Below are 7841 nucleotides of genomic sequence, written 5' to 3'. Positions count from 1 at the left end.
GGGGGGCCCCCTGCGCGGGGGGGAGGGGGCGCTCTGGGGGGTTTTGCTACGGGGGGGCGGCTCTGGTGGGGCCCGCCCGGGGCTTGGGGGGGGGGGCGGGGGGCCCCCCGGGGGGGGGGCCCCGGGCCGGCCCGGGCAGGCGGCGTGACGCCGGATTCGTGACGGCGGAGGCGGCGGCGGTCCTGCCGACCCTGGTGCTGTTCACGATGGCCCTCCTGTGGATCCTGATGGCCGCGGCCGCGCAGATTCAGTGCGTGGACGCCGCCCGGGCCGGGGCGCGCGCGATGGCCCGCCAGGACCCACCCGGCACGGCCGTGGCGGCGGCGCGGCAGGCGGCGCCACCCGGTACGCGCGTCGCCGTGCGCAGGGACGGCGACCTGGTGCGCGTCGAGGTGGTGGCGCCCGCTCCGGGGCCGCGGGTGCTCGGACTGGGCGTGCGGCTGCGGGCGGAGGCCGTGGCGTTGGCGGAGGACACGGTAGGGGCGGGGCGGCAGGGCGACGCGGGAGTCCGCCGGGACGCGTCAGGGGCGGACTCATGACCGGGGACGGGCCGGGCGTGCCGAGTGGGCCGGGCGCGGACCGGGGCGCCGCCACGGTGTGGGTCGTGGTCGTCATGACCGTGCTCGGTGTGGTCACCGGTGCCGTCCTGGCGATGGGGCAGGTGATGGTGGCCCGGCACCGGGCGGGCGGCGCGGCGGACCTGGCGGCGCTGGCCGCGGCGGACCACTGGACGCAGGGCCCCAAGGGCGCCTGCGCACGGGCGGAACGGGTGGCCCGGGCCCAGTACACACGGGTCGTGCAGTGTGAGGTCGAGGGCCAGGTGTCGGACGTCACGGCCGCGGCGGAGTTCGGGCCGTTCGTGACGGAGGTCAGGTCACGGGCGGGGCCTGCGGCCGCGGTGGGGCGTACGCGTGTGACGGGTGCTGCGCGGCCGGTGGAGCGTAGGGACGTGAGGGGCTTCACGCGGCCGGCGGGGCGTAGGGACGACGTGACGGGTGCTGCGCGGCCGGTGGGGCGTACGGACGTGTCGGGGTCCGCGACGTCGACGGAGCATACGGACGTGCCGGGCTCTGTACGGCCTCTGGAGCCGGCGGGGACTGCTGCGGTGCCGCTCAAGGCCATGCGGCCCACAGAGCGTGAGGGGCGTGCCGGGGTGGCTGTGCTCGCTCGACGATCCGCGGGACGCCAGGGAGAGGCAGGCGCTGAGCGGTCCGGGAGATCCAGTAGGCCCATGTCGCCTGAGGGCCTTGCGGAACCCGTGGCGTCAGTCGGAGGGGGCGTCCCGCAGGAGCGTGGTGAGGAGCCGGACCGCGCCGCGCTTGTGCAGGGGGTCGTTGCCGTTGCCGCACTTGGGGGACTGGATGCAGGAAGGGCACCCGGCCTCGCACTCACAGGCGGCGATGGCCTCGCGGGTGGCGGTGAGCCACTCGCGGGCGGTGTGGAAGGCGCGCTCGGCGAATCCGGCGCCCCCGGGGTGGCCGTCGTAGACGAACACCGTGGGCAGCAGCGTGTCGGGGTGCAGCGGTACGGAGACGCCGCCGATGTCCCAGCGGTCACACGTGGCGAACAGCGGCAGCATGCCGATGGAGGCGTGTTCGGCGGCGTGCAGAGCGCCGCCGAGGATCTCCGGGTTGATGCGGGCCGCGTCGAGCTGGTCCTCGGTGACCGTCCACCACACCGCGCGGGTGCGCAGGGTGCGCGGCGGCAGGTCCAGCTTGGTCTCGCCGAGCACCTCACCGGTGATCAGCTTGCGGCGCAGGAAGGAGACGACCTGGTTGGTGACCTCGACGGAGCCGTAGCAGAGGCGGCCGGGACCCCACGGGATCTCGGTGTCGGTGTCGAGGACGGAGATCGCGGTGGTGTCGCGGGCGGTCGTCGAGTAGGGCGGGACGGCCTCTTCGACGAGCGCCACGGAGTCCTCCAGGTCCAGGCGCCGCACGAGATACGTACGGCCCTGGTGGAGGTGGACCGCGCCCTCGTGGACGCTCGTGTGCGCGGCCGATGCGTCGACGGTGCCGAGCAGCCGGCCCGTGCCCTCCTCGACCACCTGGACGGGGCGGCCGCCCTCGCCGCGGATGTCCGTGAGGTCGGCGGCCCGCTCACGGCGGGTCCAGTGCCAGGTCTTCGTGCGGCGGCGCAGCAGCTTCGCGGCCTCCAACTGTGGCAGCAGCTCTTCGGTGGCGGGACCGAAGAGGGCCAAGTCGTCCTCGGTGAGCGGCAGTTCCGCGGCGGCCGCGCACAGGTGGGGCGCGAGGACGTACGGGTTGTCGGGGTCGAGGACCGTGGACTCGACGGGCTGCTGGAACAGCGCCTCGGGGTGGTGGACGAGATAGGTGTCCAGCGGGTCGTCACGGGCGACGAGCACGGCGAGCGCGCCCTGGCCGGAGCGCCCGGCGCGGCCCGCCTGCTGCCACAGCGAGGCACGGGTCCCTGGATAGCCCGCGATGAGGACGGCGTCCAGGCCGGAGACGTCCACGCCGAGTTCGAGGGCGGTGGTGGCGGCGAGCCCGAGGAGCTCGCCGGAGTGCAGGGCCTGTTCCAGGGCGCGGCGCTCCTCGGGGAGGTAGCCGCCCCGGTAGGCGGCGACGCGGCGCGCCAGGGAGCGGTCGACTTCGGCGAGGCGTTCCTGGGCGATGACGGAGATCAGCTCGGCGCCGCGCCGGGAGCGGACGAAGGCGACGGAGCGGACGCCCTGCACGGTGAGGTCGGTGAGCAGGTCGGCCGTCTCGGCGGTGGCGGTGCGGCGGACCGGCGCGCCCTTCTCCCCGTGGAGCTCGGTGAGCGGCGGCTCCCAGAGGGCGAAGACGACCTCGCCCCGGGGTGAGGCGTCGTCGGCGACCTCGGTGACGGGCAGGCCGGTCAGGCGCTCGGCGGCTATGGCCGGTTCGGCGGCCGTGGCGGAGGCGAGGAGGAAGACCGGGTCGGAGCCGTAGCGGGCGCACAAACGGCGCAGACGCCGCAGGACTTGCGCGACGTGGGAGCCGAAGACGCCGCGGTAGGTGTGGCACTCGTCGATGACGACGTAGCGCAGGGCGCGCAGGAAGGAGGACCAGCGCGGGTGGGACGGCAGGATGCCGCGGTGCAGCATGTCGGGGTTGGTCAGGACGTAGTTGGCGTACTGACGTACCCATTCGCGCTCTTCGACGGGCGTGTCGCCGTCGTACACGGCCGGCCGGACCGCGGTGCCGAGGGGTTCGGCCAGGGCGCGCACGGCACGGCGCTGGTCGGCGGCGAGGGCCTTGGTGGGGGCCAGGTAGAGGGCGGTGGTGCCGCGCCCGTTCGGAGCCTCGGAGCCGTCGAGCAGGGCGGAGAGCACGGGGGTGAGATAGGCCAGGGACTTGCCGGAGGCGGTGCCGGTGGCGACGACGACGGACTCGCCGTCCAGCGCGTGTTCGGCGGCGCGGGCCTGGTGGGCCCAGGGGTGCTCGATTCCGGCCTTGCGGACGGCGGCGACGATCTCGGGGCGGATGCGATCGGGCCAGACTGCATAGCGGGCGGCACGCGGGGGCAGGTGCTCCGTATGAGTGACGCGCGCAGCCCGGCTCGGCCCCGTGGTCAGCCGGTCCAGGACCGTCTGCGGGGAGACGTGGGCCGGGGTGCCCGCCGAGGGTCCTCCGGTAGGGGAAAAGTTGGCCATCGGCATCGAGTGTGTCACTGGCTGGATGGACAATGGTCCGAAGGCGTCGTGCACGCCTGCCCGTAAGTGATTGAATGCCATCGCGGCTGGCGATCCGTCCCGGGGGCGTGGGCCGAGGTGTCCCAAGGGGCGACCGCTCGATAGCAAGGTGCTGGAGGATCCGTGGACCTGTCTCTGTCGACCCGTACCGTCGGCGATCGTACGGTCGTCGAGGTCGGTGGCGAAATCGATGTGTATACCGCGCCCAAGCTGCGCGAGCAGTTGGTCGAGTTGGTGAACGACGGCAGTTTCCACCTGGTCGTCGACATGGAGCGAGTGGACTTTCTCGACTCCACCGGACTCGGCGTACTGGTCGGTGGCCTGAAGCGTGTGCGGGCCCATGAGGGCTCGCTGCGCCTGGTGTGCAACCAGGAGCGCATTCTCAAGATCTTCCGTATCACCGGTTTGACCAAGGTGTTCCCGATCCACACCTCGGTCGAGGAAGCGGTCGCGGCCACCGACTGAGCCGGTGCCCCGGCTCGGTCCGGGGTTCCGGGCTCAGTCCCGGAGTGGCAGTACGGCGGGGGGCCGGGCCACCGTTGAACTCCGCTTCAGCGCGCTGCCCGAGCACGTCAGGACCGCCCGACTGGTGGCGGCCGCGGTGGCGCGACGGGCCGGAGTGGACGAGGCCGTTCTCGACGAGGTCAGGCTCGCGGTCGGCGAGGCCTGCACCCGTGCCGTGGGGCTGCACCAGGCCGCGGGGATCACCGCGCCTGTACGGGTGGCTCTGGTCGAGGAGGAGAAACAGTTCTCCATCGAGGTCGGCGACGAGGCACCGCGGACCGTGCCGACCGCCGCCGACGGCCGGCCCCTGCCGGAGGATCCCGAGGCCGAGGGCGAGGACGAGATGGGCCTCGCGGTGATCAGCGGCCTCGTGGACGACGTGGAGGTCTCGTCCAGCGAGAGCGGCGGGCTGATCCGCATGAGCTGGCCGACGACTTCCTAGCTCCTGACGCGGCGCTCTCCCCTCAGACGGGCTCAGTCCTTGGCGGGCCTGGCGGCGCCTCGTGCCCTGGTGGCGCTTTGTGTCCTGGCGAACGCGAGACCTTGCGGCCCTCCGCGTGGCGGACGGCTGTCCGCTGTCAGGGACTCGTCTCTGCCGTGGCGTTCGCGGGCTTCCGCCCTCACGGGCCATGAGTCGCCCCCACCCGCACCACGTCCTCGCCCGTGGAACGAGCGTTCTACCCACGCGCGGTAGGTAGTGCCCCGCAGGGTCCCTGCCGGGATGCCCCGGGATGAGGGCGAGGACGCCGTGGCGGCGGACCACTCCGACGGACCAGGAGCCCCCGTCAGGCTGGCTGCCCCCTTTCCGCGCCCCACGCCCGGTGGCCCCCGCCGGACGGCGACGGCGAGCGTCCTCGGAGGCAACGGCATCCCCCTGACAAAAAAGCCCCCGCCGTAAAATCCGCCAGAGATTTCTGCTTATGTGACAAGCGGGAAAGGTGGTGCGCCGGAAGTCGTCTGTTTCGGCGAGTGAGAGCGGGGAAGCGAGGGGGTGGCCTCGACGTCAATGGTTTTGGGGCGTTACCGCTTTCGGGGCCAATCCGCACGCGCGATCTTTTGCGGACACGCGCTTGCGCGCCAATTCGGTTTGCGGCGCTCTGTTTTGATCAGGTCCGGCTCCCTACAATCCGTCCACATCTTGAGCTCAGCCCAAGCGTCAAGGAGGACGAATGGCGGGGCTTTCTACCCCTCATCAGCTTGACCACCCCTCAATCCTCGCGGGTGCTTCACTGACGGACGACAACCGTCTCATCGTGATGGTCATCGCGGCCGTCGCGATCGCGGCCCTGGCGGTCGCCTGGGTCCTCGTGCGCCAGGTGCTCGCCGCCGGCGAGGGCACCGACAGCATGAAGAAGATCGCGGCGGCGGTGCAGGAAGGCGCGAATGCCTATCTGTCGCGGCAGTTGCGCACGCTCGGCGTTTTCGCCGTCGTGGTGTTCTTCCTGCTCATGCTGCTGCCTGCGGACGACTGGAATCAGCGCATCGGCCGGTCGGTCTTCTTCCTGATCGGCGCGGCCTTCTCGGCGACCACCGGCTATATCGGTATGTGGCTCGCCGTGCGCAGCAATGTCCGCGTGGCCGCCGCCGCGCGGGAGGCGACACCGGCGGAAGGAGAGCCGGAAAAGGATCTCACCGCCGTCTCGCACAAGGCGATGAAGATCGCTTTCCGTACGGGCGGCGTCGTCGGCATGTTCACGGTGGGGCTCGGTCTGCTCGGTGCCTCCTGTGTGGTGCTCGTATACGCGGCCAACGCACCGAAGGTGCTCGAAGGCTTCGGCCTCGGAGCCGCGCTCATCGCGATGTTCATGCGTGTCGGAGGCGGCATCTTCACCAAGGCCGCCGACGTCGGCGCCGACCTGGTCGGCAAGGTCGAACAGGGCATTCCGGAGGACGATCCGCGCAATGCCGCGACCATCGCCGACAACGTGGGCGACAACGTCGGCGACTGCGCGGGCATGGCCGCCGACCTCTTCGAGTCGTACGCCGTCACGCTGGTGGCCGCGCTGATCCTCGGCAAGGCTGCGTTCGGTGACGCCGGGCTCGCCTTCCCGTTGATCGTCCCGGCGATCGGCGTGGTGACCGCGATGATCGGCATCTTCGCCGTGGCCCCACGGCGCTCCGACCGCAGCGGCATGACCGCCATCAACCGCGGCTTCTTCATCTCCGCACTGATCTCGCTGGCGCTCGTGGCCGCGGCGGTCTTCGTCTACCTCCCGTCCTCGTACGCGAAGTTGGACGGCGTCGAGGACGCGGCGATCCTGGCGAAGTCCGGCGACCCGCGGATCCTCGCGGTCGTGGCCGTCGCCATCGGCATCGTCCTCGCCGCGCTCATCCAGCAGCTCACCGGCTACTTCACGGAGACCAGCCGGCGGCCGGTCAGGGACATCGGCAAGACGTCGCTGACGGGGCCCGCGACGGTGGTGCTTGCGGGGATCTCCGTGGGGCTCGAGTCGGCGGTCTACACGGCCCTGTTGATCGGGCTCGGGGTGTACGGGGCGTTCCTGCTGGGCGGCGCGTCGATCATGCTCGCGCTGTTCGCGGTGGCGCTCGCCGGTACCGGCCTGCTCACCACGGTCGGCGTCATCGTCGCCATGGACACCTTCGGCCCGGTCTCGGACAACGCGCAGGGCATCGCCGAGATGTCCGGTGACGTCGAGGGCGCGGGCGCGCAGGTGCTCACCGACCTGGACGCCGTGGGCAACACGACCAAGGCCATCACCAAGGGCATCGCCATCGCCACGGCCGTGCTCGCGGCCTCGGCGCTCTTCGGGTCGTACCGGGACGCCATCGCGGAGGCGGCCGACGAGGTCGGCCAGAAGCTCGGCGACGGCGCGCCCATGAACCTGGTGATGGACATCTCGCAGCCCAACAACCTGGTCGGGCTCATCCTCGGCGCCGCGGTCGTCTTCCTGTTCTCGGGGCTGGCGATCAACGCGGTGTCGCGGTCCGCGGGGGCCGTGGTGTACGAGGTGCGGCGGCAGTTCCGCGAGCACCCCGGGATCATGAACTACACGGAGAAGCCGGAGTACGGCCGTGTGGTCGACATCTGCACCAAGGACGCGCTGCGCGAACTGACCACGCCCGGTCTGCTCGCCGTCCTGACGCCCATCGCGGTCGGCTTCACGTTCGGCGTCGGCGCGCTCGGCGCGTTCCTCGCGGGCGCGATCGGCACGGGCACCCTGATGGCCGTGTTCCTGGCCAACTCCGGTGGCGCGTGGGACAACGCCAAGAAGCTCGTCGAGGACGGCCACCACGGCGGCAAGGGCAGCGAGGCCCACGCCGCGACCGTCATCGGCGACACGGTCGGCGACCCGTTCAAGGACACCGCGGGCCCGGCGATCAACCCGCTGCTGAAGGTGATGAACCTGGTGGCGCTGCTCATCGCGCCCGCCGTCGTCAAGTTCAGCTACGGCGAGGACAAGAGCGTCGGGATGCGCGTCCTGATCGCGGTGCTGTCCATCGCGGTCATCGTCGGCGCGGTGTACGTCTCCAAGCGCCGCGGCATCGCCGTCGGTGACGGGGACAACCCGGGGAAGGTGGCCAGTTCGCCGGACCCGGCGGTGGTGTCGTAGCACCGGCGGTTCCAACCCTCGGACGGGCGGCGCCTCTTGGGGAGCCGCCCGTTCCCCGTTTCCCCGGATCGGTCCGGGCGTGTCGTGAG

Annotated in this window: 5 protein-coding genes and 1 pseudogene; 5 read left to right on the top strand and 1 reads right to left on the bottom strand. The window is 71.9% G+C overall.

Going from position 1 to position 7841, the window contains the following annotated elements; translation table 11 throughout:
* The first annotated feature begins 158 nt into the window (after window positions 1–158).
* Window positions 159–539 carry a TadE family type IV pilus minor pilin gene (locus tag QK440_RS33850; protein ID WP_282797080.1) on the top strand — a complete coding sequence of 127 codons (381 nt, stop codon included), beginning with the start codon at window positions 159–161 and terminating at the stop codon, window positions 537–539.
* Window positions 536–877: pseudogene (locus QK440_RS33845) on the top strand (Rv3654c family TadE-like protein); the annotation flags it as partial. The gene QK440_RS33850 and the pseudogene QK440_RS33845, both read left to right, overlap by 4 nt.
* Before the next feature lie 387 nt (window positions 878–1264).
* On the opposite strand, the gene QK440_RS33840 reads toward QK440_RS33845, so the two are convergent.
* Window positions 1265–3718, bottom strand: coding sequence for a DEAD/DEAH box helicase (locus QK440_RS33840; protein ID WP_282797079.1), 2454 nt, complete (start codon window positions 3716–3718; stop codon window positions 1265–1267).
* Between the two features lie 81 nt (window positions 3719–3799).
* Between QK440_RS33840 and bldG the strand changes: the two genes are divergently transcribed.
* The 3 genes from bldG to QK440_RS33825 all read left to right on the top strand — a co-directional run bounded on the left by bldG (window position 3800) and on the right by QK440_RS33825 (window position 7752).
* Window positions 3800–4141 carry an anti-sigma factor antagonist BldG gene (gene bldG, locus QK440_RS33835; protein ID WP_030359667.1) on the top strand — a complete coding sequence of 114 codons (342 nt, stop codon included), beginning with the start codon at window positions 3800–3802 and terminating at the stop codon, window positions 4139–4141.
* Window positions 4142–4235: 94 nt separating this feature from the next.
* Window positions 4236–4622, top strand: coding sequence for an ATP-binding protein (locus tag QK440_RS33830; protein WP_282797081.1), 387 nt, complete (start codon window positions 4236–4238; stop codon window positions 4620–4622).
* A gap of 727 nt (window positions 4623–5349) precedes the next feature.
* The gene (locus QK440_RS33825) at window positions 5350–7752 is read left to right on the top strand and encodes a sodium-translocating pyrophosphatase (protein WP_282797078.1); all 2403 of its coding nucleotides are present in this window, start codon (window positions 5350–5352) and stop codon (window positions 7750–7752) included.
* Window positions 7753–7841 lie beyond the last annotated feature (89 nt).

It is taken from the genome of Streptomyces sp. CC224B (assembly GCF_030010595.1).
In the GTDB taxonomy this organism is placed as follows: domain Bacteria; phylum Actinomycetota; class Actinomycetes; order Streptomycetales; family Streptomycetaceae; genus Streptomyces; species Streptomyces longispororuber.
The sequence above is the reverse complement of the archived record's forward strand: the minus strand, read 5'-3'. Positions and strand labels throughout refer to the sequence as shown.

Coding starts and splice junctions, on each gene's coding strand:
- QK440_RS33825 (WP_282797078.1), top strand. CDS start 5,350: ATGGCGGGGCTTTCTACCCCTCATCAGCTTGACCACCCCTCAATCCTC.
- QK440_RS33840 (WP_282797079.1), bottom strand. CDS start 3,718: ATGGCATTCAATCACTTACGGGCAGGCGTGCACGACGCCTTCGGACCA.